At 65.8% G+C, this 24,273-nt stretch carries 20 protein-coding genes and 1 tRNA gene; 6 read left to right on the forward strand and 15 right to left on the reverse strand.

All coding sequences use genetic code 11. The features are described 5' to 3' along the window. Window positions 1–25: 25 nt before the first annotated feature. Window positions 26–3,325, reverse strand: coding sequence for a carboxypeptidase regulatory-like domain-containing protein (locus WC815_12085; GenBank protein ID MFA5909510.1), 3,300 nt, complete (start codon window positions 3,323–3,325; stop codon window positions 26–28). Window positions 3,326–3,420: 95 nt separating this feature from the next. Here WC815_12085 and WC815_12090 point away from each other — a divergent pair, with 95 nt between their 5' ends. Next, complete coding sequence (locus WC815_12090; GenBank protein ID MFA5909511.1) at window positions 3,421–4,173, forward strand: CDP-alcohol phosphatidyltransferase family protein; 753 nt, start codon at window positions 3,421–3,423, stop codon at window positions 4,171–4,173. Window positions 4,174–4,270: 97 nt separating this feature from the next. Here the strand turns inward: WC815_12090 and WC815_12095 are convergent, their stop codons facing one another. The 4 genes from WC815_12095 to efp all read right to left on the reverse strand — a co-directional run bounded on the left by WC815_12095 (window position 4,271) and on the right by efp (window position 7,205). Then, a complete protein-coding gene (locus WC815_12095; protein ID MFA5909512.1) occupies window positions 4,271–5,152 on the reverse strand; it encodes a Ku protein in 882 nt (293 codons plus the stop codon). Window positions 5,153–5,228: 76 nt separating this feature from the next. Then, on the reverse strand, window positions 5,229–5,732 hold the full coding sequence (locus WC815_12100; protein MFA5909513.1) for a hypothetical protein: 504 nt from the start codon (window positions 5,730–5,732) through the stop codon (window positions 5,229–5,231). A gap of 62 nt (window positions 5,733–5,794) precedes the next feature. Beyond that, a complete protein-coding gene (locus tag WC815_12105; GenBank protein ID MFA5909514.1) occupies window positions 5,795–6,421 on the reverse strand; it encodes a thymidine kinase in 627 nt (208 codons plus the stop codon). Window positions 6,422–6,638: 217 nt separating this feature from the next. Then, complete coding sequence (efp, locus tag WC815_12110; protein ID MFA5909515.1) at window positions 6,639–7,205, reverse strand: elongation factor P; 567 nt, start codon at window positions 7,203–7,205, stop codon at window positions 6,639–6,641. Window positions 7,206–7,298: 93 nt separating this feature from the next. Here efp and WC815_12115 point away from each other — a divergent pair, with 93 nt between their 5' ends. The 3 genes from WC815_12115 to WC815_12125 are packed head-to-tail and all read left to right on the forward strand — an operon-like array spanning window position 7,299 to window position 10,026. After that, complete coding sequence (locus tag WC815_12115) at window positions 7,299–7,697, forward strand: Hsp20/alpha crystallin family protein (GenBank protein MFA5909516.1); 399 nt, start codon at window positions 7,299–7,301, stop codon at window positions 7,695–7,697. Continuing rightward, the gene (locus tag WC815_12120) at window positions 7,697–8,872 is read left to right on the forward strand and encodes a trypsin-like peptidase domain-containing protein (GenBank protein ID MFA5909517.1); all 1,176 of its coding nucleotides are present in this window, start codon (window positions 7,697–7,699) and stop codon (window positions 8,870–8,872) included. Before WC815_12115 ends, WC815_12120 begins: the two co-directional genes overlap by 1 nt. A 2-nt stretch (window positions 8,873–8,874) precedes the next feature. Further along, the gene (locus tag WC815_12125; protein ID MFA5909518.1) at window positions 8,875–10,026 is read left to right on the forward strand and encodes a mechanosensitive ion channel family protein; all 1,152 of its coding nucleotides are present in this window, start codon (window positions 8,875–8,877) and stop codon (window positions 10,024–10,026) included. Between the two features lie 70 nt (window positions 10,027–10,096). Here WC815_12125 and WC815_12130 read toward each other — a convergent pair whose 3' ends face one another. The 4 genes from WC815_12130 to WC815_12145 all read right to left on the reverse strand — a co-directional run bounded on the left by WC815_12130 (window position 10,097) and on the right by WC815_12145 (window position 15,161). Continuing rightward, window positions 10,097–10,705: a DNA-3-methyladenine glycosylase gene (locus WC815_12130; GenBank protein MFA5909519.1), complete on the reverse strand. Its 609-nt coding sequence runs from the start codon at window positions 10,703–10,705 to the stop codon at window positions 10,097–10,099. Next, window positions 10,702–11,526, reverse strand: a complete 825-nt coding sequence (locus WC815_12135; protein ID MFA5909520.1) for a hypothetical protein — start codon at window positions 11,524–11,526, stop codon at window positions 10,702–10,704. Before WC815_12135 ends, WC815_12130 begins: the two co-directional genes overlap by 4 nt. 5 nt (window positions 11,527–11,531) lie before the next feature. Continuing rightward, window positions 11,532–14,504 carry an excinuclease ABC subunit UvrA gene (gene uvrA / locus WC815_12140; GenBank protein ID MFA5909521.1) on the reverse strand — a complete coding sequence of 991 codons (2,973 nt, stop codon included), beginning with the start codon at window positions 14,502–14,504 and terminating at the stop codon, window positions 11,532–11,534. Window positions 14,505–14,591: 87 nt separating this feature from the next. Further along, window positions 14,592–15,161 (reverse strand): hypothetical protein, encoded by a 570-nt coding sequence (locus WC815_12145; GenBank protein ID MFA5909522.1) that lies wholly within the window; start codon window positions 15,159–15,161, stop codon window positions 14,592–14,594. A gap of 94 nt (window positions 15,162–15,255) precedes the next feature. On the opposite strand from WC815_12145, the gene WC815_12150 reads away from it, so the two are divergent. Further along, the gene (locus WC815_12150; protein ID MFA5909523.1) at window positions 15,256–16,743 is read left to right on the forward strand and encodes an alpha/beta hydrolase domain-containing protein; all 1,488 of its coding nucleotides are present in this window, start codon (window positions 15,256–15,258) and stop codon (window positions 16,741–16,743) included. Between the two features lie 2 nt (window positions 16,744–16,745). Here WC815_12150 and WC815_12155 read toward each other — a convergent pair whose 3' ends face one another. The 6 genes from WC815_12155 to WC815_12180 all read right to left on the reverse strand — a co-directional run bounded on the left by WC815_12155 (window position 16,746) and on the right by WC815_12180 (window position 23,723). Beyond that, on the reverse strand, window positions 16,746–17,219 hold the full coding sequence (locus WC815_12155; protein MFA5909524.1) for a DinB family protein: 474 nt from the start codon (window positions 17,217–17,219) through the stop codon (window positions 16,746–16,748). A 45-nt stretch (window positions 17,220–17,264) separates the two neighbouring features. Next, a complete protein-coding gene (locus WC815_12160) occupies window positions 17,265–18,215 on the reverse strand; it encodes a diguanylate cyclase (protein MFA5909525.1) in 951 nt (316 codons plus the stop codon). A gap of 29 nt (window positions 18,216–18,244) precedes the next feature. Beyond that, window positions 18,245–20,899: a PAS domain S-box protein gene (locus WC815_12165; GenBank protein MFA5909526.1), complete on the reverse strand. Its 2,655-nt coding sequence runs from the start codon at window positions 20,897–20,899 to the stop codon at window positions 18,245–18,247. A 213-nt stretch (window positions 20,900–21,112) separates the two neighbouring features. Beyond that, a complete protein-coding gene (locus tag WC815_12170; GenBank protein MFA5909527.1) occupies window positions 21,113–21,811 on the reverse strand; it encodes an ice-binding family protein in 699 nt (232 codons plus the stop codon). Window positions 21,812–22,029: 218 nt separating this feature from the next. After that, window positions 22,030–22,662 (reverse strand): response regulator transcription factor, encoded by a 633-nt coding sequence (locus tag WC815_12175; GenBank protein MFA5909528.1) that lies wholly within the window; start codon window positions 22,660–22,662, stop codon window positions 22,030–22,032. Beyond that, on the reverse strand, window positions 22,659–23,723 hold the full coding sequence (locus tag WC815_12180) for a response regulator (GenBank protein ID MFA5909529.1): 1,065 nt from the start codon (window positions 23,721–23,723) through the stop codon (window positions 22,659–22,661). Before WC815_12180 ends, WC815_12175 begins: the two co-directional genes overlap by 4 nt. Window positions 23,724–24,135: 412 nt before the next feature. On the opposite strand from WC815_12180, the gene WC815_12185 reads away from it, so the two are divergent. Then, window positions 24,136–24,211, forward strand: a tRNA-Thr gene (locus WC815_12185). Window positions 24,212–24,273 lie beyond the last annotated feature (62 nt).

The raw sequence follows: 24,273 nt of genomic DNA on the forward strand, positions 1-24,273 counted from the left end.
GCCTTCAGGCCGATCGTACCATGCCCTACCAGTAGACCTTCAGGCCAAGCTGGATCTCGCGGGGCGATCGGGTGGCGATCAGCTGGCCGAAGCGGTCCGACGCGACCTGGCACGTGGTCGTGGACACGGTGCAGGTGTTGTCGATGCCGCCGACGTTCGGGTCCGCCAGCCACTGCCGCTGATCGAACGCGTTGATGAGCTCGGCACGCACCTGCACCCGGACCGTCGAGGCCGGGTAGAAGTTCTTCGACAGGTTGATGTCCCACTGGTGACGACCGGGCTGGCGGAACGGCGCGCGCCCGGAGTTGCCGAACGTCCCTGCCGCCGGCGGCGCGAAGGCCGCGGGGTTGAACCAGTACGGAATGCCGTTGATGTACTGCTCGCCGGCGTTGATCGAGCCCACCAGGTCGGCAAACACGCCGCGGCGGAAGGTGTCGCTCGACACCAGGATGCGCGACACCGGCTGGCCCGAGCTGACGTTGACGATGCCGGCAACCTGCCAGCCGCCGAGCACCGCCCTGGCGAGCGTGCTGCCGGACTTGAAGAAGGGCAACTCGTAGATGTAGCTGGCATTGAAGATATGCCGGCGATCGGTCCGCGCATCGGCATAGTCGGCATCCGGGTTGAGCGGATCCTGCGGGATGTCCACTGCGTCGCGATCGTTGGTGGCATCGGTGCGATTGCGGCTGAGGGTGTAGTTCAGCGTGGCGCTGCCGCCCCGCTCCCCGCCCTCGTACTTGAACGACGTCAGCAGGCCGTGGTACCGCGACCGCGCCGTCGTCTCGCGGTAGGTGATGGTGCCGTAGGACTGGTATGGCCGGGCCGCGTTGACGGCGCCAGGGGTGACGGCCTGCAGCGCGACCACCGCTGCCGGCTGCGGCAGGTTGATGTCGGTGGGCCGGATCAGGTTATCTCCGCGGCTGCCCACGTAGCTGACGTCGATGGCGGCATCACTCCAGAGGCGCCGGGCCACGCCGACGTTCCACTGCATCATCCGCGGGTTCTTGAAATCGGTGGCGGTCCCGATGATCGTCCGCACGCCCGTCGTCGTCGAGGTCTGGCCGGACGCCGGGTTGCTCAACGTCGGATTGGTGAAGGTGACGTTGTTGACGATGGGCGGCATCGTGAAGGCGTTCTGCTCGAACGTGCCGACCAGCGGCTGGTCGTAGTAGATCCCGAAGGAACTGCGGACAATCGTGTTGCCCTCGCCCGAGAGGTCCCACGCCACGCCCGCCCGCGGCTGCAGGCCATTCTTCTGGAACTCGTAGATGGCGTCGCCGTACGGCGAGTTGACGCCGGCCTGGATGATGCCGTCGAGCAGGTTGCCTCGCGTCCGGTCGATCAGCGTGCCGGTGGCGTTGGCAAACGGCGGCGCCGCCGCGGCGGTGTAGGCGCGCGGGTCGAACGTAACGAGCAGGTTGTTGGTGTCGGTGATCGGCGGATAGAGCGAGTACCTCACCCCGTAGTCGATGGTGACGTTCGAGCGCGGGCGCCAGGTGTCTTGCGCGTAGAACTCGAACCGGTTGAAGCGCAGGTGCATGTCGATGTCGCGCTCCGCTTCGGTGTAGCTGCACCCGGTGCAGACGCCGTTGGCGTTGCCGCGCAGGAAGCTCTGGAACGCGGTGGGGCCGTTGGTGGTGGCCACGAACGAGAAGCCACCCTGGCTGCGGCTGGCGGCGTTTTCGTTCTTCTGCTCGAAGGTCATCAACCCGCCGGCCTTGAAGCCATGGTTACCCTTCTGCCACGAGAAGTTGTCGGTCACCGTGTGGTTGAGGTACTGGATGCGGAACAACTGGTTGGCACCCAGCAGGCTGAGGCCCGCGACCTCGATCACCGGCATCTGCCCGGACGCGTTCTCCGGAAAGATCTCGGGAATGGTGAGACCGTAGTCCGAGCGGCGGTTCCTGGTGCCGTCGGGATTGGTGGACGAGATGTTGTTGCTGCTGAAGTGGTAGTGCAGTTCGTTCAGCTTGTCGCCCAGGATGCTGCGCAGGCCGAACGCCGCCACCTGGCCCGGAATCGCGGTGTCGGTGGTGGCGATGCCCGGGATCGGCGTGCCGAGGAACAGTCCGCCCAGCTCCCGCGTTTCACTCAGGTCGTGCGTGTACCGCCCCCACAGACGTTGCGACGCTGACAGATCGAAGTCCACGCGCACCACTTCTTGCCGCGTGTTGTTGATGCTGGGTGAGCTGACCAGGTAGCGGCCGGCCGCTCCCGCCGCCAGCGGCGGGCTGTTGGGCGTCGGGTATCCGGCGAGCAGCCGCACGGCGTTGGGGTCGCGCTCGGCCGGTGGCACGTAGTTGGGGCTGGCGGGGTCGGTCAGCCACTCGGGGTTCGGCACCGTCGCCGTCAGCGACGCCGGCGCCCGCGTGATGCGCCGGAATTCCTGCGACCAGAAGAAGAACAACCGCTCCTTCGACTTCAGGGCCGGCCCGCCCAAGGTGTAGCCGAAGTTGTTGTAGCGCAGGTACGGCGGGTTGTCGCGCACCGCGGGGGCGGTGCTCTGCTTGCGGAAGTAGGAGTTGCTGTTCAACTTGTCGTTGCGAAAGAACTCGTAGCCGCTGCCCGAGAACTTGCTCGTGCCCGACTTGGTCACCACGTTGATGATGCCGCCGCCCGACCGCGGCCACTCGGCGGAATAGCTCGAGGTGATGATCTTGAATTCCTGGATCGACTCCAGCGTCGGCGTCGACAGCAGCGTGATGTTGCTCCCGACGTCGACGTTACTGACGCCGTCGACGAGCCAGTTGACAGCATTGCGGCGGGCGCCGTTGATCGACAGGCTCATCACGCTGGTCAGCCCGACGCCGACCTCGTCGGCCAGGTCGCTGGAGACGCCCGGCGCCAGTTCCGCGAGCTTGGCGAAGTTGCGGTTGTTGATCGGCAGTTCCTGCACCTGGCGGGCGCTGATCAGGCTTTGCACGGCGGTCGTCGCCTGCACCATTTGCTGGCCGGTCACCTGGACGACTTCGGCGACGCCGCCGGCCGCCAGCGTGGTGTCGATGACCACGCGGTCGTTGACCGACAACCTTACGCCCTGGACGACCCGCGACTGAAAGCCGGGCAGCGCGAAGGACACCTCGTAGTCACCCACCGGCAGCAGCGGCGCCACGTACTGGCCGTCGCCCGACGTGGTGCGCTCAAAGATGCGGCCGGTGGCCAGGTGCCTGACCACCACGACCACGCCGGGCAGCACGGCCTTGCTCTGGTCGGTGACGGTGCCGATGATGGTGGCGGTGGTTTCCTGGGCGTGAGCGGCGGACGGGACCAGGGCAACCAGGAGCAGGAACAGGCAACAACACAGGTCAACCCGAGAACGGCGCATAAGGCACCCTCCAGGTGAAAGCGTAGTCCAAAACCGCGGGGCCATGTGCGCGCCTTGTGAAGGCGCCGGTCATCGGCTACGCTTAGGCCCGTCCCATGACCTTCACTGGCGCGATTGGCGCCGTCTGCATGTTCCCGCTGCGGGCCATCATCAACCTCTCGGTGGCCCTCGGCATTCATCCCAACGTCCTGACCCTGATCGGCGTGCTGATCAACGTGGTGGCCGCCTGGGCGCTGGCCGTCGATCGGTTCGCGCTGGCCGGCGTGATCATGATCGTCGCCAACATCTTCGACTTCATCGACGGCAAGGTGGCGCACCTCACCGGCAAGCAGTCGGAGTTCGGCGCCTTCTGGGACTCGACGCTGGATCGCTTTTCCGACCTGGCGCTGTTCACCGGGCTGATCTGGCTGTATGCCGAGTTGGGCCGCAACGGCTATGTGCTGATCGCGACCCTGGCCCTGATCTTCTCGATCATGACCAGCTACGCCAGGGCCCGCGCCGAGTCACTGATCCAGAAATGCAAGGTCGGGTTCATGGAGCGCCCCGAGCGGATCGTGCTGTTCATGATCGGCGCCTTCACCGACCGCATGGCGGGCGTGCTCTGGGTGATCCTGGTGCTGTCGATCATCACGGTGAGCAACCGGATTCACTACACCTACCTGGCGCTGAATAAGAAGCCGATGCCCGCGGGGCTGTTCGCGCGCTTCTTCTTCTGGCGCGACGAGCGCGCCACGCTGCCCTACGACATCTGGGTGATCGCAATCCTGGCGTTCGTGTGGCTGGTGCCGCCCGACTGGATCAGCGACCCGACGGCGGCCGGCATGGGACTGCTCGGCTACCTGAGGTAGCGGCGGCTCTCTTCTTCGACTTCTTGATCGGCTTGTAACTACCCCACACGGCTTTCCGGGCCATTGATCCTCCAACGGCACCCCTGACAGGGGTGCCCTACGATGCCTTGCGTTTCTTCGCGCCGTTCCTGGCCACCGACTTGAGGCTGGTGACCTTCTTCGACGCGACCTCTGAATCGGCTTTCGCCGTCTTCTTCTTGCCCGAGCTCACCTGATCCAGGCTCTTGCGGAGTGCTTCCATCAGGTCCACGACCTTCGGCGGCGCCTGTTCTTCCGGCGCCACGAACTCCTCGCCGGCGATCTTCGCGTCGATGATCGCGCGCAGGCCTTCCTGGTATTCGTCCTTGTAGTCCGAGAGGTTCAGGTCGCCCTCGATGCTCTCAATCACCTGGCGCGCCAGCTTCATCTCGGCCGGGTTGACCTCGCCGCGCACCTCGCGCAACTCGTCGATCGCGTCGATGGTCCGGATCTCCGCCGCATGGTGCAGGGTGTACATGACCATGCCCTGCTTGTGCGGCTTCACCGCCACCAGGTATTCGCGGCCGTGAATGGCGACCTTGCCGATGCCGGCCTTGCCCTGCATGCCCTCGCGCATCACCGCGTAGGCGCCGGCGGCCATCGGCCCTTCGGGCGCCAGGTAGTAGGCCTTGTCCACGTACATCGGGGCCATCTGGTCTTCGTCCGTGAACTGCATCAGGTTGATGACCTTGGTCGACTCGGTCTTGACCTTGGCGATGTCTTCCTCGTCCATCACCACCCAGCGGCCCTTCTCGAACTCGTAGCCCTTCACCACTTCGGCGGCCGTGATCTCACGCTCGCACTTCGGGCACCACTTCTTCTGCTGGATCTTGGTCTGGCACTCGGCGTGGAGCTGGTTGAACGAGATCGTCGCGCTCGACTCGGTGGCGGGATAGACCCGCACCGGAATGGTGACGAGGCTGACCTTGATGTAACCCTTCCAGGTTGGACGTGCGGCCATGGGTGGTCTCCCTCTTATCGGCCCGTTTGGCAGTCGGAGTAGCATCCGCCTTCAGGCGGATAGACACTTCACAGATCTACGCGGATTCGCGCGTATCACGCGTGCCGAGGTGCAGCCCCGGCCCCTCGTCGAACGCGATGGTATGGCGGCCAATCTCCTCGCGCAGCAGGTGCCGCACTTCTCCGAGGTGCGGGCCTGGGACGGTCAACCGCCGGGCCAGCGCCTTCTGCCGCGACGCCAGCACCAGCGTGTCGCCGCTCTTCCACGTCAGGCCGCCGATGTCTACATAAGGCATGAAGCCGCTGTCGGTCCAGATGCCGTCCCGGTAGAGCCCGGGCCGGATGCGCGCGGACAGCGGCAGCAGGTAGCCGTAATACACGAACATCATGGCAATGCCGAAGAGCGACGCGAACCCGCGGGGCATGCGATACGCGGTGACCAGCAGGAGGACGCCCAGCATCACGCCGATGGCGAGATTGATGGCGTAGAACGGCGGCTTCGGCGGCGCCCACGACAGCACCACGTCGCGGCGGCGGCGCATCCAGGTGACGAGCTGCCACCCGACGCGAAGGTCAACCATGACGAAGAGCACACCGAGAGCGAGGAGGGATTGCCGTAACGCACCGGCAAGCTCCTCGGCGCTCATCGCGCCTCGGCCTTGGTGGCGTCGGCCTCGACGGCCTTGGCCTTGGCTTCGTCTTCGCGCGAGAGGGTGGGATCGAAACAGTGCCGGCAGCGCGCCTCGTAGGTGCCGGTCGCGCCGAGCAGCACGCGGTCCTGGCTGTGCACCAGGCGCTGCGTGTGGTTGGCCGGGTTGCCGCACACCATGCAGATGGCGCGGGTCTTGGTGATGTACTCGGCGATAGCCAGCAACTGCGGCATGGGCTCGAAGGGCTTGCCGAGGTAGTCCTGGTCCAATCCGGCGACCACCACGCGCACGCCGCGCGCGGCGAGGTCCGCGGCGACGCCCGGGAGTCCGGCGTCGAAGAACTGCCCTTCGTCGATGCCCACCACTTCGGTGTCGTGCTTGACCTTCGACAGCAGCTCCGCCGCCGTGCGGGCGCTCTCCGACGGGATGCGCAGCTCGCTGTGCGAGACGATGTGGTCTTCGGAGAAGCGGGTGTCAACGGCAGGCTTGAAGATCTGCACGCGTTGGCGGGCAATCTGGGCCCGGCGCAGCCGGCGGATGAGCTCTTCGCTCTTGCCGCTGAACATGCTGCCGACAATGACCTCGATCCAGCCGGTGGAGGGGGTGCGGACGACGTCCATGGGGTGATTATATGGGCCGCGCGCCGCTTTGTGCGCGCGGTCGGGCACGCGCCTGCCGGCGCGCGTCGGGCTCGGCGGCTGCGCCGCCTTGGTGGGGCTCGGGCCTTCGGCCCTCGTGGTTCCCACGACCGAGGCCAAACCCCAGAAGCGAGCGTCAGCGAGCGACCCCTACGAGGCCCGCAGGGCCGAGCCCTACGAGGCCGCGAAGCGGCCGAGCCTACGCCCTGGTCTGGTACTCGCCGGTTTCGGTGTTCACGCGAATGATGTCGCCCTCACCGATGAACGGCGGCACCTGGATGACGACGCCGGTCTCGAGCGTGGCCGGCTTGGTCTGGTTGGTGGCCGTCGCGCCCTTGATGGCGGGCATGGTCTCGATCACCTTCAGGTCCACCGACTGCGGCAGCTCGATGCCAATCGGGTTCTCGCCGTAGAACTCCACCTGGATGTTCATCTCGGGCTTCAGGAAGCCGACCGAATCCCCCATCAGTTCCGCCGACAGCTGCACCTGCTCGTACGACACGGTGTCCATGAAGTGATAGCCATCGCCGTCGTTGTAGAGATACTGCATGTCCTTCTGTTCCAGCGACACGCGCTCGACGATGTCTTCCGAGCGGAGCTTCTCTTCCGCCATGGTGCCGGTGCGGATGTTGCGCATTTTCACGCGCACGAAACCGCGGAGGTTGCCGGGGGTCACGTGCTGGCGGTCGAAAATCCGGTAGAGCTCTTTCTCGATCTTGACGATCATGCCCTTGCGGAGCTGGGTTGCGAGGAGGTTGTCTGCCATAAAGCCTTTGTTATCAGTTAGTAGAACCTTGCGAGTTTAGCATAGGGGCCGCGGGCCGGCCAGCCTGACAGGCGTGCTACGATGCCAGACATCGTGGCGTTTGCTCGCTGGGACCCATTCCGCGATCTCCTGACCATCCAGCATCGGCTCGAGCGCCTGTCGACCGGGCCGCAGGGCTGGACGCCCGCGGTCGATCTCTGCGAAACCGCGAACGCGTTCATCCTGACCGCCGAACTTCCCGGCGTCACCCGTGATCAGGTCCGCATCGACATCCGCGATGGCCGGCTGACCCTGCAGGGGCGGCGCGAGGCCCGGGTGTCGTGCGAGCAGTACCACCAGGTGGAGCGCGGCCACGGCGAGTTCTGCCGCAGCTTCGTCCTCCCCCAGGCCGTGGACACCACCAGCATCGCCGCCGAGATGCGTGACGGGGTCCTGACCATCACCGTGCCGAAAGCCGCCGAAGCCGGTCCGCGCCACGTCGAGGTGTCGTGATGCGGCGCTTCTCGTTGATTGCCCTCCTCCTGCTGACCGGCCTGGTCGCCGGCCTCGTGTTGTCGGGCACCGCCGACAATCGCGAAAGCGTGCTCGCGCGGCCCGGCGCCGAGGCCCCGGCCGCACAGCCGGCGGCGGCTCCTGCCCTGCCGGCGGCGGGCGTGGGCGGACCCGACTTCACGCGCGTCGCCGCGCAGACCGTCAAGGCCGTCACCAACATCTCGTCGGTGCAGGTCGTCAGGCGCCAGACCTCGCCCTTCGCCAACGATCCCTTCTTCCAGTATTTCTTCGGCGACCAGGGCGAGATGTTCGGGCGCCCGCGCGCCGAATCGAGCCTCGGGTCCGGTGTCGTCATTTCGCAGGACGGTTACGTGGTCACCAACAACCACGTCGTCGGCGACGGCGATGCCGAGGTCACGGTAACCGTCGGCGACTATCGCGACGTGCGCGCCAAGGTGGTCGGCGTGGACTCGTGGACCGACCTGGCGCTGCTCAAGATCGACGTCACCGGCCTGCCGGTGATTCCGTACGGTGACTCATCCAAGCTGCGGGTGGCCGAATGGGTCATGGCCGTGGGCAGCCCGTTCTCGCTCAGCCAGACCGTCACCGTCGGCGTGGTGAGCGCGCTCGGCCGCGCCAACGTCGGCATCACGCAGTACGAGGACTTCATCCAGACCGACGCCGCCATCAACCCCGGCAACTCCGGCGGCGCGCTGATCAACAGCCGCGCCGAGTTGGTCGGGATCAACACCGCCATCTTCTCGCAGAGCGGCGGTTACCAGGGCATCGGGTTCGCAGTGCCGAGCAACCTGGTGCGACGCGTGGTCGGCGACCTGATGAAGTACGGGCAGGTGCGCCGCGGCTCGATCGGATACGTCGAGGTGATGCCGCTGACCTCGCGCCTCGCCGACGAATTGCGCGCGCCCAAGACCGACGGCATAGTCGTCAACCAGATGGCCCGGGCCTCGGCCGCGTATCGCGCGGGCCTGCAGCCGGGTGACGTCATCCTGTCGGCCAACGGCCAGGCCATCGCCGATCCCTCGCAGTTCGTCCGCCTGATCGCCGACAGCGCCATCGGGTCCACCGTTCGCATCGAGGTACTGCGAGACGGAGCCCGGTCGACCTTGCGGATCCCGATCGAAGCGCAGCAGGAACGTCGGCAAAGGCGCCAGTAGGCATGCAGGCCTCGTCCGCCGCGACCCTTCCCCACAACACGCTCGAAATCACGCTGGCGCTGGCCCTGACCGTGCTGGTTGCCGGTGCCGTGGCCCTGCTGGCTGGCGGCCTCACGCGCCGCCTGCTCAGCTCCATCGAGGGCGAGCGTTTCTCGGTGCAGCCCATCGCCGACGCCACCGTCGGCATTGTCCGGCGCATCTCGTTCGCCATCGCCCTGCTCGTGGTGGCGTTTCCCGCCCTGGATTTCGCGGGTGTGGACCTGCGGGTCGGGTTGAGCGACGAAGAGGTGGCGCGGTGGGCGGTGCGCATCGGCATCCGCGTCGCGCTCCTGATCCTGCTGGCGTTTGCGACCAACCGCTTTGCGGCCTCGGTGATCCGGCGGTTCGAACACGAGGTGGTGACGACCGGCGACGCGCGGGGCTTCGACCCTTCGGCAGGTTCAGGGGCGTCCCGCGCAACGTCGGGGGACGAGCGGCGCAAGCGCGCGCAGACGCTGGGCGCCACGTTCCGCCGCTTCCTGTCGGCACTGATCTGGAGCACGGCCGTCCTCGTGATCCTGCGCGAGCTCGACGTTGACATCACGCCGGTGCTCACCGGCGCCGGCATCATCGGCCTGGCCGTGGGCTTCGGCGCGCAGACGCTGGTGAAGGACATCATCTCCGGCATCTTCGTGATTGCCGAGGACCAGGTGCGCGTCGGCGACGTCGCGGTGGTCAACGGCATCGAGGGCGCCGTCGAGGAAATCAACCTGCGGACCATCGTCCTGCGCAACCTCGAAGGCGTGGTCTACACGATCTCAAACGGCGACATCCGCACGCTCGCCAACCGCTCCAAGGACTTCGCCTACTACGTGCTCACGCTCGGCATCGACTACGACGATGACTCGGACGGCGCGGTGGCGGCGGTGAAGGAGGCGGCGGCGGAGCTGGAGTCGGATCCGGCGTTCGGCCCGCACATTCTCGAGCCGCTGGAGGTGCTCGGGATGGAAGACTTCAACGCCACGCAGGTCACGCTGCGGTTCCGCATCAAGACGCTGCCGCTCAGGCAGTGGGAGGTCGGCCGCGAGCTGCGGCGGCGGGTCAAGCGCCTGTTCAAGGCCCGCGGCATCCGGCTGCCGGGCCCCAAGATGGACGTCACGCTACGCCAGGGATGATTGGGGTCAGGCCACGAAAATCACCCTTTTGGGCATTCCCCGAAGGGTGATTTTCGTGGCCTGACCCCAATCATCCCTGGCGGTGGCCGGACACGGAGCGGTGGCCGGCGACCGTCGCGCGCCAGGGGTGTTCGGTGCCGACGCGGATGCCGATGCGGGTGTCCCACACGATCGCCGCGGTCACCAGCCCCTCGTCTCGAATCGTCAGCCGCCCGCGCGTCAGCGGGCGCAGGTTGTCGGCGACGGTGATCCCGAGGGCACGGGTCAGATTGCCAGGACCGCGGCACAGCTCGTGCTCCGGCACGGACGCCTTCCCCTTCCGCCACGGCGCCTTGGCCCGCCGGCGCTGCATCAACGCCAGGCCTTCGAGCGGCTCAAGCGCCCGGATCAACACCGCGGCAGGATGCCCCGCCGCTTCCGTCACCGCATTCACCATGTCGTGGAGGCCGTAGTTCAGGTAGACGTACGCCCGGCCGGGCGGTCCGTAGAGCGGCGCGTTGCGGACGGTCCGCCCCGCCGCCGCATGACAGGCGGGATCGGCTTCGCCGATGTAGGCCTCAACCTCGACGATCATCCCGGAGGCCACACCGTGTTGGGATTGGCAGACGAGGACCTTGCCGAGCAGATCGCGGGCGACGTCGAGCGTGGGCCGGTGGTAGAAACCGGCGGGCAAGATCACGGAACCGGCGCGCCCAGTTCGTCCAGGTAGCCGCGGGCCTGGACGCGCCGGGACTTGTCGTCAACGGCTTGCTGGATGATGACGATCGAGCCGTCCTTGAGCAGCCGCTCGCGCGCGAAGGCCACGGCCAGTGCCGTCGCGTCGCGGCCTTCCGCCCACTTGTCCACGGCCACCAGCTTCACGATCTCAACGGTGGCGGGATCGCCGATGCGCGCCAGCGCTTCGAGCGCGCCGCCGGCCAGCGCGCGCTTGCCGCCGTCGCGATAGAAGTAGTAGCGCTCCGTCAGCGAGGCCACCGCGCTCGCAGCGCGGATCAAACCCAGCGCGTCCATCGCCGCCAGCTGCTCGACCTCATTCGACCGATTCAGGAGCGCGAACAGGCCGTCGGTCAGCCCGGCCGGGGCCGGCGGGCGGAAGCCACGCGGGTCGAACGACACCGCGAGCACGCGCCCGGCGACGCGGGCGCCGGCAATCCGCGTCCGCCGATCGTCCGACGTCATCATCTGCAGGAGCGACTGCCCTGCCGCCGCCAACTCCGGCGACGAGGCGGCCCGGGCCGAGCGGCCGGCGAGAATGCCAAACGCGTAGGCGGCCGCGACGCGGTCCGCGCCGGTGGTCGCCGACAGCATGGCGAGCGGCGTGGCGAAGGCCCCCGGCGTGACCGGCACGACCGGCGCCAGGCCGGCGTCGAACGCCGCCTCGAAGCTCCTGCCCGGCAACTCGATGCCGTGCCGAGCCATCAGCTCGAACAGGATCGGTTGTGCCTCGGCCGCGGGGGCGAGGCCACCCAGGGCCACCATCAGGACTGCCGTGCGCACCATGTTTGTCATTTGGCGACCGTCAACAGGACCTTGTTCGACGACAACACGGCCTTGAGGTAGCGGCCGGTGTGGGATTCTTTCACGTGCGCGACCTGCTCGGGCGTGGCCATGGCCAGCACGCGGCCGCCGCCCTCACCGCCCTCGGGGCCGAGGTCGATGATCCAGTCGGCCACCTTAATCACATCCAGGTTGTGCTCGATCACCACCAGCGTGTGCCCGGCTTCTAGCAGCTTGCGGAACGCCGCCAGCAGCTTGGCGATGTCGTCGAAGTGGAGACCGGTGGTCGGCTCATCCAAAATGTAGAGCAGGCGCTCGCCGGTATGTGACGACAGGTGCGCGGCAATCTTGATGCGCTGCGCCTCGCCGCCCGACAGCGTCGTCGCCGGCTGCCCCAGCCGCAGGTAGCCGAGGCCGATCTCGTCGAGCACCTGCATGCGCCGCAGCACCTTGGGCGTGCTGGCGAAAAACGTCAGCGCCTCGCGCACGGTCATGTCGAGCACCTGCGTGATGTTCTTGCCGCGGTAGCGCACGTCGAGCACCTGGGTCTTGAAGCGGCGGCCGTCGCACTGCTCGCACGGCACGAACACGTCGGCGAGGAACTGCATCTCGACGCGCACCTCGCCCTCGCCCTGGCAGGCTTCGCAGCGGCCGCCGGGGACGTTGAACGAGAAATGGCTCGGCGTGAGGCCGCGCGACTTGGCGTCCTTGGTCGTCGCAAACAACTCGCGAATGGGGTCGAACGCCTTCAAGTAGGTCACCGGGTTCGAGCGCGGCGTGCGGCCGATCGGCGTCTGATCCACCAGCACCACGTCGCTCACGTAGTCATGGCCTTCGAGCCGCTGGTGCGCGCCGACCTTGCGGTCCCAGTCGCCCTTGGCGCGCTTGATGGCGGCGTAGAGCACGTCGTGCACGAGCGTGGACTTGCCCGACCCGCTCACGCCGGTCACGCACGTCAGCGTGTTCAGCGGGATCTCGATGTCGACGCCCTTGAGGTTGTGCTCGGTGGCCCCGAACAACCGGATGCGCTGCGGACCGCCCTTGCGGCGGGCCTGCGGCACCGGGATGCTGAGCTCGCCGCGCAGGTACTTCGCGGTCAGCGAGCGCGGCTCGTTGAGCAGCGCGTCGAGGGTGCCGGCAAACACGACACGGCCGCCGTGCTCGCCGGCGCCGAGGCCCATGTCGACGAGATAGTCGGCGACGCCGATCATGTCGGCGTCGTGCTCGACCACGATCACGGTGTTGCCCTGGTCGCGGAGCTGGCGCAGGATGTCGATCAGCCGCTGGTTGTCGCGCGTGTGGAGGCCGATCGACGGCTCGTCCAGCACATACAGGGTGCCGACCAGCGCCGACCCGAGCGAGGTCGCCAGGTTGATGCGCTGCGCCTCGCCGCCCGACAGCGTCGACGACAGGCGGTCCAGCGTGAGGTAGTCGAGGCCGACGTCGCGCAGGAAGCCGAGACGCTTCTGGATCTCCTTCAGCACCTTCTCGGCAATCGCCGCTTCTTTCTCGGTGAGCAGCAGCTGCTTGAAGAACTGCTCGGCCTCGCGGACAGTCCGGCCCGAGGCCTTGTCGATGGTCACGCCGCCCACCTGCACGTCGCGGGCCTCGCGCCGCAGGCGCGTGCCGCCGCAGTCGGGGCAGGTCAGGTAGCCGCGATAGCGGCTCAGGAACACGCGAACGTGGACCTTGTATTTCTTGCGCTCCAGCCAGCGGAAGAACCCGCGAATGCCTTCGTAATCCGCCCCCCGCCCTGCGCCTGTCGCCGGGTCGCCATCGACCACGAATTTCACTTCGTCCGGCGTGAGGTCGGCCCACGCCACGTCCAGCCGCACGCCCCTGGTCTTGGCGGCGCGCTTCAACTCGGCCAGCTGCGAGCGGTAATGCGGCTTGGTCCACGGCTCGACGGCGCCCTGGTTGATCGACTTGGCCTGGTCGGGCACCACCAGCTCGAGATCCAGCTCGATGATGTTGCCGAAGCCGTGACAGGTCGGGCAGGCGCCGAACGGGTTGTTGAACGAGAACAGCCGCGGCTGCGGGTCCTCATAGGGAATGCCACAGGTGCGGCACTCGAACCGCTCGGAGAACAGATGCCACACCGGCTCGCCGGCGTCCGCCAGTTGCAGCGCCCAGGCGGCGCCGCCGCCCTCGGCATACGAGGTCTCGATCGAATCGGTGATGCGCGTGCGCGCGTCGGCCGAGGTCTTGATGCGATCGACGACCACGCGCAACACCGATGCGGTCTTCAACGCAGCCGCCGAGACGTCTTCGAACGCCACGGCGTTGCCATCTATCAGGAGCCGGCCAAATCCCTTTCGTCGCAGCCCATCCAGTAGGGCCGCGGATGGCACAGAGGAATCAATCAGGGCCGCAGATGACACAGATGACGCAGAATTCAAATTCTTCTGATCTGTGTCATCTGTGTCATCTGCGGCCCTGGTCGATTCATCTGAGTCATCTGCCGCCCTGGTTTCGTCCGCATCGCCCATCTGGACGATGGGAAGGTCGAAGCCCAACAGCAGCCGGCTGCCTTCCGCCAACGCCATGAGTTTCTGCGTGACAACTTCCGCCGTCTCGCGGATCACTTCCTGGCCGCACTTGCGGCAAATGGTGCGGCCGACGCGGGCGTAGAGCAGGCGCAGGTAGTCGTGAATCTCAGTGACCGTGCCCACGGTCGATCGCGGATTGCGGACGCTGTTCTTCTGGCGGATGGCAATCGACGGGCAGATGCCCTCAATGCGATCGACGTCGGGCTTCTCCATCCGCTCGAGGAACTGGCGGGCGTAGGCGGAGAGCGACTCCACATAGCGGCGCTGCCCTTCGGCGTAGATGGTGTCGAAGGCCAGCGACGATTTGCCGGACCCGCTGACCCCGGTGAACACGATCAGCTTGCCGGTGGGCAGCGTCAGATCGACGTTCTTGAGGTTGTGAGTTCGGGCGCCGCGAATGATCAGTGAGGGGCTCTCGGATTCAGGCGGCATGGGTTCGTTGAAGGCTGAAGGCTTACAGGCGCGAATTTGATCGCGCCTGTAACCTTCAATACTACCTCCTGCGCCTGGGGGGTTCAACTACCGCAGCGCCACCGTGAACGGATTGCCATCGGGCCTGGCGTTATCCCGGCCCACCTCGACATCCACCGGCCGGCTCTGGCCGTCGATCTCGAGCACAAACCGTAGAGCGGTGACGTTTTTGTCCACTTCGAAATCAAAACCGTCGATGTCGGCGTCGGTGCGGGCCCGGAAGCGAATCGTCCGGTCGCCGTCCTTTTCCACCTTGTCTTGCTCGTGCGTGACGACCGCGGTCGTCACGCGGCGCTCCGTGTGCAGGCGCCCACGGGGGCCGCGGACCACCACCGGGCGCGAGCCGGTGCGGACGACGCGGCTCTCTTTCTCGAGATCCACGCGATCGAGGTCGCGCAGCTTGCCGCCCTCGGCCATCACCTGGCCGCTGAAGTTCAGGAGCTTGCCCGGCGTGGTCCAGCGCACGTGCCACTGGTTGCCGTCGGACCACACGTAGTAGCCGCGGTCCACGCCCTCACGGAACACGGGACGGCCTTCGAACCCTCTGCTATCGACCGCCGCGCCGAGCCCGGCGGATGAGAGAAGCAGTGCGACACCCAGCAGCATTGCGCGTTTCATGGCGGACTCCTTTGGCGGGCCCTCGCCCTTCCTGAATGCTTAGAACGGCGGGCCCCTCGGAAGGTTTAAACGGCTCAGGTTACACTACGCCGTCATGATCACATCCGCCCGAATCGCCGCGGTTCTGCTGCTCGCCGGCGCCGTCTCCCTGGCCGCGCAATCGCCCGCGTTTCGGGCGGACGGGCCGCTGCCCGTGTCGGCGCAGTCGTATCCCTTTGGCGCCGCGGATCACACGCGCACGCCTTCCGACCTCAGCAAGGCGGGCTACGTCGAAGAAGAGTTCCTGTTCAGCGGGACCGCCAACGTCTACGACCGGCCAGAGCCGGGCCCGGCCGTCGTCCGCACGCCCGGTGTGCCGTACACGACGCGCGTGCTCGTGCGGCGTCCCGCCGCGCGCGCGAAGTTCAGCGGCACGATCGTCGTCGAGATGCTGAACCCGTCGAACCTGTTCGACCTGAACATCGGCTGGGCGGTCTCGAACGCGCAGTTGGTCCGCAACGGCGACGCCTGGGTCGGCATCACCGCGAAGCCGGTGGCGGTGGCGTCGCTCCAGGCGTTCAACCCGGCGCGTTACGCCGCGCTGTCGTGGCCGAATCCGCTGGAGGCGAACGACCCGGACAACTGCGACACGGTGGATCGCGACAGCGACCGCGCCACCGAGAACGGGTTGATCTGGGACATGCACCGCCAGATCGGCCAGTGGCTGCGCGGGCGCGGCGCCAACAACCCGTTCACGTACGGCGCGGCGACCGGCGCGCATCCGGTGGAGCGCCTGTATGCGTGGGGCTACTCGCAGACGGGCGGCTTTCTCTACACCTACGTGAACGCCATCCATCCGCTCGACGTGAAGCAACTCGGCAAGCCGCTCTTCGACGCCTACGTGATTGCCGTGGCAAGCGGGCCGTCGCCCATCAACCAGTGCGTGCCGCCGATACCGGCCGGCGATCCGCGCCGCGTGATCAAGGACGTGGGCGTACCGGTGGTGCGCGTGATGAGCCAGTCCGACTATCTGCCGTCAGTGGCTGCGCGGCTGCCCGACAGCGATGCGGCGCCGAACCTGACGCGGAATTACGAGATCGCCGGTTCGGGACACGCCACGCCCGACGAGCTGACCTACGCCGCCGCGCCGGCCGACATCGTCAAGGCGGGGCGCGCGGTGCCGCCGATGTCGTGCAACGAGGGACCGCGCAGCCGCTTTCCCAGCCGCATCGCGTTCAACGCGATCCTGCAGAACCTGGATCTCTGGGTCCGCAAGGGCACGCCGCCGCCGAAGGCGGAGCAAATCAAGGTGGTGGACGGCAAGCCCGTGCTCGACAGGTTCGGCAACGTGGCGGGTGGCGTGCGCTCGCCGTTCGTGGATGTGCCGACCAGCACGTGGAACGGCAATTCGACCGGTGAGTCGTTCTGCCGCATTGCCGGGCACGAGGTGCCATTTGATGCGGCGCGGCTCGCGGAGCTGTACCCGAAGCCGGGCGACTACGCGCGGGCCGTGGAAACCAACGTGAAGGCCCTGGTCGCCGCTCGCTTCATTACGCAGGCGGATGGTGACGAGCTGGTTGCCGACGCGAAGAGGCGGCCGTAGCCCTACAGCCCGGTCAGCGCAATCGCACCATCGCCCGTCAGGGCCCGTCGCAGGTAATCGATCTGCCCCAAGTGGTAGTTGAGATGCCCATTGAGGTGGATCAGGAACTGCTGCGTCGACACCGACGACCCGTAGAACGGCTCCGGATAGGCGGTCGCGAGCGCCTCCTCCGACAGTCCGCCGACCACCCGCGGCACCAACGCGTGGACCTCTTCGAGCCGCGCGACCAGTTCGTCCTTGTCGGTGTCTTTCTGGCTGAACTCGAGCGGCCGCTCGCGGGCGTAGTCCACCTTGCCGAGCTGCCGGCCAATGTATTCGCGGAGGTTCCCCTCCAGGTGCAGGGCGAGGTTGCCGGCGGGGTTGGTCACCCCGGGCAGGGTTTGCCACAGGGTCGCGGTATCGGGAAAGGCGCGCAGCTCCTGGATCAGGCGCGCGATGTCTCGGGCATACAAGGCGGCGAGTTCGGTGGCTAGCATGCCAGGAATTCTAGCCGAACCGATAGCCCGGACGTCGGGGCCTGATCATGAGGAGGCACATCTGGAGCCGGCAGGAGTGAGCGCCACCGCTGATAGGTCCGTGCACTCAGCGACTCGATAGCCGTTCTTGCCCGCGCGCTTGGCCTCGTACAAGGCCACGTCCGCGCTCTTCATCAGCGTGTCCGCGTCCTCACCGTGCACGGGATAGATACTGATACCTGCGCTGGTGGTGATGCTGACGGTCTGGCCCTCGACCCGGTACGGTTGCGACAACGCCCCGATCACTTTTGACGCCACCTTGGCCGCACCGCCGGTCCCGCTGGGGTGCGACAGCACGATGATGAACTCGTCACCGCCGAGGCGCGCCACCGTATCCTCTTCGCGCACGGTCGCCACCAGGCGCCCCGCGACCATGCGCAGCAGGGCGTCGCCGGCGCTGTGCCCCAGCGTGTTGTTGATCTCCCTGAATCCGTCCAGATCCAGATAGACCACTGCCATCGTGCTCGAGTTCCTCCGCGCATGGACCAGGGCCATTGCGATTCTTTCGGCCAGAAGTCGTCGGTTCACCAAACCCGTCAGGGGGTCCCTGAGGGCCAGGGATTCAAGCGTCTTGCCGTGATGGCGGGAGGCCTCGTAGACCAGCCGGACTTCGAGCATGTTGCGAACCCGCATCAACACCTCGGTCAGATCAAATGGTTTGCTGACGAAATCCTTGGCACCGCACTCGAGCGCCCGTAACTTGTGAGCCGGATTGGCGGTCACGGCCAGCACCGGCAGGTAGCCGTCGGCTTCGAGGTCCTGCAGGCCTGCCATGACCTGGAAACCATCCAGGCGAGGCATCACGAGGTCGAGGAGGATTAAGTCGTAGCGGTTCTCGCGGTGCAACCGGCAGACCTCGCCCGGATCGGTGGTCGACGTGATCGACACGTAGCCGGCGCCGGCCAGCATCCGCTCGAGCAGCAGGACATTGACCTTCCGGTCGTCGACGATCAGCACCTTGGCGCGAAGAATGTCAGATGCGCTTATCATGCTGATTCCGCCGCCCTATTGGCCCTGGCTCCCATGGTGGCAGATTCCAGGGCCAAATCGAGCGTCCCCATGAACTCGTTGACCTTGATCGGCTTGGTGAGATATCGGAAGAAGCCCGCCTCCAGGCCCTTCTGGATATCGCGCGGCATGGCATTGGCACTGAGGGCCACAATGAGGATGTGCGCGGTGGCCGGGTCATCGCGCAGGATTTTCAGCGCTTCGATACCGCTGATTCCAGGCAGGTTGATGTCCATCAGGATCACCTCCGGACGAGCGGCTCGCGCCAACTCGATGCCGACGGCACCATTCACCGCGGTCATCAAGCGAATGTCGGATCGGCGCGAAATCAACTGCTCGACCAACGCCAGGTTCGCCGGGTTGTCCTCGACATAGAGCAATGTGCGCAGCGGTGCGCTGGACACCTCTCGCGCCGGCACGACGACGGTGGATTCGGCGCTGGCCGCGGTCGGTTGTGGTGCGGGAGTCAGCAGCAGTTCGAACCAGAATACGCTGCCTACCCCGACCGCGCTTTCCACGCCGATCACGCCTTTCATCAGCTCGACCACCCGCTTGCTCATCACGAGGCCGATGCCGGTGCCTTCCTCGGTGCTGCTCTCTTGTCCGAGACGGTTGAACGGCTGAAACAGCTGCGACAGCTTTTCTGGAGGCAATCCCGCGCCGGTATCCTTGACGCTGATGCGCACGCGTCCCGGCGTGCTGACGGCGCACTTCACCTCGACCGTGCCCTGCTCCCGGTTGTATTTGATCGCGTTGGACAGCAGGTTGATCAGCACCTGCTTCACGCGGGTTCGATCGGCGAGGACAAAGTGCGGCATGTCCAACTTGGGAAAGGTCATGCTGATGTGACGCTGTTGCGCTTGCGGCTCCATCATGGCCTCGCAGTCGGCCAAGACTTCGGCCAGCGACGCCGGTTCCGGCGAGATCGACAGCATCCCCGATTCGACCACTGCGAGATCGAGGACTTCGTTGATCAACTTCAGCAGGTGCCACCCCGCCTGCAGGATGTGGCCAATGCTGTCCTTCTGGGAGGGCGTCGGCAACGGCGAGGTCGACTCCAGGAGCTGGGCGAAGCCGAGGATGGCATTGAGCGGGCTGCGAAGCTCATGGCTCATGTTGGACAGGAAATCTGATTTCGCGAGGTTGGCTTTCTCCGCCGCGGACTTGGCGCTCTCCAGTTCGACGTTGGTTTCCTGGAGTGCCAGCTCGAAGCGTTTTCGCTCGGTGACATCGCGCGCGGCCGCGAAGACGCCTTGCAGCCGCCGATCCCGGTCGTAGAAGGTCGTCGCGTTGTAGGACACGACGGTTTCGGTGCCGTCCCAGGCGCTCGCGGTCAGCTCGTAGTCGGTGACCTTCTTTTCACTCAACACGAGCTTGATGGCCGCATCGGCCCGCTCCGGGTCGGTGAAGTAGTTCTTGAACGGCGCGCCGATCAACTCGTCACGCGTGCAGCCGGTCAGCGCCTCCATCTGCTTATTGACGTCTGAAATGATGCCGGACGGATCGGTCGTCATGATCGCGTCGATGTTGGATTCAATGAGCGAGCGCGTATAGAACTGCTGGTCGCGCAGGCGCTGGTCCAGTCTCTTCTGTTCCTCTTCAACCTGCTTGCGCGCGGTATTATCCGTGCCGATCAGGAGATAGCCGATGATCTCGCCTTGCGCATCGCGCAGCGCCGTGACCGACACAATCGCCGGAAAGCGGCTGCCGTCCTTGCGAATGTAGGTCAGCTCGTAGATGTCCTCGATGCCGCGTGACGCCTTGAACACCAAGGCCTCGAAGCCCGGGGTGATCGGTGTGGCGAGCTCCACGCTCAACGCCTTGGCACGCGCGATCACCTCCTGCGGATCGGAAATATCGGCCGGCGTGATCTTGTTCATCACGTCGGCGGCGGCGTAGCCGAGCATGCGTTCCGCGCCGACGTTGAAGATCTGAATGACGCCCTTGGCGTCGGTGGCGATACTCGAGAAATTGGCGCTGTTGAAAATCGCGCTCTGCAGGGCGCCCGCCTTGAGCAGCGCCTCTTCGGCCTGCTTGCGCGCGGTGTTGTCGGTGCCAATCAACAGGTAGCCGATGATGGCGTCCTGCGCGTCGCGCAGCGCCGTGACCGACACCACCGCCGGGAAGCGGCTGCCGTCCTTGCGGAAATAGGTCAGTTCGTAGATGTCCTCGATCCCGCGCGAGGCCTTGAACACCAGCGCTTCGAACCCCGGCGCAATCGGGGTGCCGAGTTCGACGCTGAGGGCCTTGGCGCGAATGATCACTTCGTCCGGATCGGAAATGTCGGCCGGCGTGATCTTGTTCATCACCTCGATGGCCGCGTAGCCCAGCATCCGCTCGGCGCCGACGTTGAAGATCTGGATGACGCCCTTCGCGTCGGTGGCGATACTCGAGAAATTGGCGCTATTGAGAATCGCATTCTGCAAGGCGCCGGTCTTGAGCAGGGTTTCCTGGCGCCGCACCTCGATGATGCCCGCCGCCGTGCCAGCGGCGGAATTGCCAATTGCAGTGGGAAGCTTCTTGGGCGTGGCCGGTCGGCGCGAGAGCTTAGTGGTCGGCGACGCGCTCTTGGCCGTCGTACCGCGCGTGTCGCCCTTGCGCCGTGTCGGTTCGCGGAGGAGCCGGCTGGTCATTGATGTCCTTTGGACGTGCGCGCCGCGTGGAGCCGCCTGACACGACGTACGCCTTCGGCTGGTTTGCTACGGTGAGAGCGAGAGATGGGGTCGAACGGAGGACCCCAGTATAGCAACCGAAGGCAGCGTCGAAGAAAGGGCTACAGACCGAAATCTGTAGCCCCTGATACGGCCGTGGTGGGTAGGCGTGGACCCACATGAGACGTAGGCGCCTTACTTGGCGGGCTGAGTTACCGCATTCATCTGAAGCGTGACCGCCGTCTGCGCCAACAGCCTGCCGTTCACCGATGCGCCGGTGTTGACCGCGATCAGCGTCTTGCCCAGCAGGATACCCTCGAAGTGTGCGGTGGTTCCCAGCGTTGTCGCGCCAGCGACCTGCCAGAAGATGTTCTTGGCCCGCGCACCGCCGGCCAGGGTCACCCGCGTGCCGTTGGCCTGATTCAAGGTGCCCGCCACCTGGAAGATCCAGACATCGTCCGGGCCACCCGTGAGGGTGACATCGGTCGTAATCAAGAGGCCGGTCCCCCATTTGTAGAGGCCAGGCTCGAGCGTCAGTCCGCCAATTTCACCGGCGCCCAGTTCCGTGAAGTCGGGGAAGACTCGTCCAGCCGCGTCGTCGTAAGCGAATCCCATGTCAAGCACCGCCGAGTCGAGAAAGCTGGCATCATTTGTCGCGCAGGGAAGCGGACCAGCCGCGTCGACCACGAACAGTTTCCCCGACACTTCCCCGCACGTCAGCAGCAGAGCTGCACCGGTGATCGGGCTCGTGCCAACATCCCCGACAACGGCGGAGGCATAGACGTCGGTGATTCCGCTCTTGCTCAGGATGGCGAAGGTGCCCGCCGTGCCGAGGTTCACCGGCACCGGACCGAGGCCGCGCTCACGCGCGCTGGTGTTGCTGGATACGACCATGATTAGTAAAGCCGTGGACCACATTAGAGGTTTGGTCATTGTTCGAACACTCCCTGTTCCGTATTAAGTTCGTCGTGAGAAGCTCGGCGCTTCTTAGTGTCGGACTGGAGAGTAAATCCCGACGCCAGCCGTGTAAATCAGCCGGAGGCTGAAGCTGTCGTAGGAAGCAGGCTGAAAGGTCTGTCAGGGTTTGTCTTACAGGGAGGCTGAAGGGCCGGTCACATCACCAGGTCGTTCCGGATCGCGTACTGGACGATTTCCGCGCTGTTCTTGACGCCGAGCTTCACCAGCACGCGCGCTCGATAGGTGCTGATCGTCTTGACGCTGAGTGCCAGCTCGTCGGCGATTTCGGTCACGGTCTTGCCCGCGGCGATCCGGGACATGACGTCATACTCACGGTCGGAGAGGGTCTCGTGCGGCGCGCGCGTGACATCCTTGTTGACGCCCAGGGCGAGCTTTTCGGCCAGCGCGGGACTGACGTATCGGCCACCGGCCAGGATCTTGTGGATGGCCTTCGCCAACTCCTCGGGAGCGCTCTCCTTGGTCATGTAGCCTCCCGCTCCCGCCTTCAGGACACGAACGGCAAATTGATCTTCCGGGTGGCCGCTGAGTACCAGCACCGGGAGCTTGGGCCATTCGGCCTCCACTTCCTTGAGGAACTCCAAGCCATTTTTTCCCGGCATGGTGATGTCGAGCAGCGCGACATCCCACGTGTGGTCGCGAAGGTGTTCGAGCGCCTGACGTACATCGGCGGCTTCGCCAAATGTGGCGCCGTGGAACTCATCGGAAAGCAGCGCCCTCACACCCCGCCGGACAATCGCGTGGTCATCGACGATCAGGATTCGAATCATGGGATCGGAATCCAGGCGGTGACGGTGGTCCCTTTGCCCGGAGCACTGGAGATGTTCACGCGGCCGCCCAGAATCGCCGCGCGTTCCCTCATCCCCAGCAAGCCGAGCGACTTGGACAGGGAGGGATCCGCCTGGTCAAAACCGCGGCCATTGTCCCTGATCAGCAGAACCAGCCGGTCGCGTTGCTTCTGCAGGACCACCTCGGCCCGCGTGGCTTCGGCGTGGCGAGCGACATTGGTCAGCGTCTCCTGGAAAATGCGAAACATGGCGGTCGATGCGTCCGCCGCAACAACGTCTGTGGTGAGCAGCCGGACCGTGCACTGAATACCAGATCGAGCCTGGAATTCCTGGACCTGCCATTCCACGGCGGCCGCCAGGCCCAGATCCAGGACCGCCGGCCGGAGTTCTGTTGAGATTCTGCGAATGGATTGGATGATGCTGTCGGCCAACTGCCGCGTGGCGCGAATCCTCTCGAGCATCTCGCCGTCCTTCGGCATCCGCGCCTCCAGCCAGGCGAGGTCCATCTTCACCGCGGTCAACGACTGGCCCAGCTCGTCGTGGACTTCTCGGGAGATCCTGGTCCGCTCCTCTTCTCGCACCGACAGCAAGTGCGCCGCAAGATGCCGCAACTGCTCGCTCGATGCCCGCAGCAGCCGCTCGCTCTCGACCAACTCCGCCGTGCGCGAGAGGCGCAACAGGTTCCTCACCCGCACGCACAGTTCTGCGCGATCAACAGGTTTGGCGAGAAAGTCCTCGGCGCCGGCGCTCAGCCCGAGCATCCTGGCGTTGCGATCGTCCAAGGCGGTGATGATGATGATGGGAATGTTCTTCGTGGCGGGGTTGCCCTTGATCGCGCCCACCACCTGGTACCCGTCCATCCCTGGCATCAGCACGTCGAGCAGGACCAGGTCGGGCGCTTGCTGGGCGACCATGGCGAGTGCTTCCTGGCCACTGGCAGCGCTCTGGAGGAGAAAGCCTTCTGGCCGGAGCATGCCCTCCAGAACCAGCCGGTTGGGGAGCTTGTCATCCACGATCAGAATGCGTGCCTGATGGTCAGGCATGCCAGGGCTCGCGTTCATCGTGGGAGCGCCGTCAACCGCAGGTCTATTGACGATGCGTAGCTCGGAAATTTGTCAGGGGGAATTTGTCAGTGGCTGACGGCAATGAGACGCCTCCTACTGTATCCGCAAGGACCTTGGCCCGGTGGACAAAGATGATCGGTGATTTGCGAACACCATGGGCAACATCCCCACAGGGCCGCAAATGCAATCCCGCGCACGCGCGACCACCGCGCCCGGAACTGCTTGATTGCAGGGGAGTTATTTTGGAGCCGGCGATCCGACCTCCTGACGGGCCTGTTCCCGATAACCGCTAGCATGGCCCCAGTCTGGCGTTTGGCCCTGCCGGAGTCTTCTGATAAGCTGTCTGTCTTGTCCGCTGACCGCCACGCGCGAAGGCGGCCCTCGCTCGGAAGCCGGCGTAGCTCAGTTGGTAGAGCAGCTGATTCGTAATCAGCAGGTCGTCCGTTCAATCCGGATCGCCGGCTCCAACCTTCGCCCTTGAAACGATAGGGCTTCGGTTGGCAAGCCACTTCCCACACCACCCAACGGT

It is taken from the genome of Vicinamibacterales bacterium (assembly GCA_041659285.1).
Classification (GTDB): Bacteria; Acidobacteriota; Vicinamibacteria; order Vicinamibacterales; family UBA2999; genus 12-FULL-67-14b.

Coding starts and splice junctions, on each gene's coding strand:
- WC815_12085 (MFA5909510.1), bottom strand. CDS start 3,325: ATGCGCCGTTCTCGGGTTGACCTGTGTTGTTGCCTGTTCCTGCTCCTG.
- WC815_12090 (MFA5909511.1), top strand. CDS start 3,421: ATGACCTTCACTGGCGCGATTGGCGCCGTCTGCATGTTCCCGCTGCGG.
- WC815_12095 (MFA5909512.1), bottom strand. CDS start 5,152: ATGGCCGCACGTCCAACCTGGAAGGGTTACATCAAGGTCAGCCTCGTC.
- WC815_12100 (MFA5909513.1), bottom strand. CDS start 5,732: ATGGTTGACCTTCGCGTCGGGTGGCAGCTCGTCACCTGGATGCGCCGC.
- WC815_12105 (MFA5909514.1), bottom strand. CDS start 6,421: ATGGACGTCGTCCGCACCCCCTCCACCGGCTGGATCGAGGTCATTGTC.
- efp (MFA5909515.1), bottom strand. CDS start 7,205: ATGGCAGACAACCTCCTCGCAACCCAGCTCCGCAAGGGCATGATCGTC.
- WC815_12120 (MFA5909517.1), top strand. CDS start 7,697: ATGCGGCGCTTCTCGTTGATTGCCCTCCTCCTGCTGACCGGCCTGGTC.
- WC815_12125 (MFA5909518.1), top strand. CDS start 8,875: ATGCAGGCCTCGTCCGCCGCGACCCTTCCCCACAACACGCTCGAAATC.
- WC815_12135 (MFA5909520.1), bottom strand. CDS start 11,526: ATGGTGCGCACGGCAGTCCTGATGGTGGCCCTGGGTGGCCTCGCCCCC.
- uvrA (MFA5909521.1), bottom strand. CDS start 14,504: ATGCCGCCTGAATCCGAGAGCCCCTCACTGATCATTCGCGGCGCCCGA.
- WC815_12145 (MFA5909522.1), bottom strand. CDS start 15,161: ATGAAACGCGCAATGCTGCTGGGTGTCGCACTGCTTCTCTCATCCGCC.
- WC815_12150 (MFA5909523.1), top strand. CDS start 15,256: ATGATCACATCCGCCCGAATCGCCGCGGTTCTGCTGCTCGCCGGCGCC.
- WC815_12155 (MFA5909524.1), bottom strand. CDS start 17,219: ATGCTAGCCACCGAACTCGCCGCCTTGTATGCCCGAGACATCGCGCGC.
- WC815_12165 (MFA5909526.1), bottom strand. CDS start 20,899: ATGACCAGCCGGCTCCTCCGCGAACCGACACGGCGCAAGGGCGACACG.
- WC815_12170 (MFA5909527.1), bottom strand. CDS start 21,811: ATGGTCGTATCCAGCAACACCAGCGCGCGTGAGCGCGGCCTCGGTCCG.
- WC815_12175 (MFA5909528.1), bottom strand. CDS start 22,662: ATGATTCGAATCCTGATCGTCGATGACCACGCGATTGTCCGGCGGGGT.
- WC815_12180 (MFA5909529.1), bottom strand. CDS start 23,723: ATGCCTGACCATCAGGCACGCATTCTGATCGTGGATGACAAGCTCCCC.